General features: G+C 58.1%; 1 rRNA gene. It reads right to left on the bottom strand.

The annotated features are described in order from the left end of the window. Positions 1-620 (bottom strand): 23S ribosomal RNA (locus IEY95_RS48480); the annotation flags it as partial.

Here is a 620-nt window from a genome sequence, read left to right as displayed (position 1 = left end):
GCTTCACCCGGCACACGACGCTCCCCTACCCATCACAGCGGGCGTTGGCCCTCATGCTGCAATGACACGACTTCGGCGGTACGCTTGAGCCCCGCTACATTGTCGGCGCGGAATCACTAGACCAGTGAGCTATTACGCACTCTTTCAAGGGTGGCTGCTTCTAAGCCAACCTCCTGGTTGTCTGTGCGACTCCACATCCTTTCCCACTTAGCGTACGCTTAGGGGCCTTAGTCGATGCTCTGGGCTGTTTCCCTCTCGACCATGGAGCTTATCCCCCACAGTCTCACTGCCGCGCTCTCACTTACCGGCATTCGGAGTTTGGCTAAGGTCAGTAACCCGGTAGGGCCCATCGCCTATCCAGTGCTCTACCTCCGGCAAGAAACACACGACGCTGCACCTAAATGCATTTCGGGGAGAACCAGCTATCACGGAGTTTGATTGGCCTTTCACCCCTAACCACAGGTCATCCCCCAGGTTTTCAACCCTGGTGGGTTCGGTCCTCCACGACCTCTTACAGCCGCTTCAACCTGCCCATGGCTAGATCACTCCGCTTCGGGTCTTGAGCGCGCTACTAAACCGCCCTGTTCGGACTCGCTTTCGCTACGGCTTCCCCACACGGG

The organism is Streptomyces albiflavescens (assembly GCF_014645835.1).
Taxonomy (GTDB): domain Bacteria; phylum Actinomycetota; class Actinomycetes; order Streptomycetales; family Streptomycetaceae; genus Streptomyces; species Streptomyces albiflavescens.
Note: the sequence above shows the minus strand (reverse complement) of the source record. Positions and strands in the feature narration are given on the sequence as shown.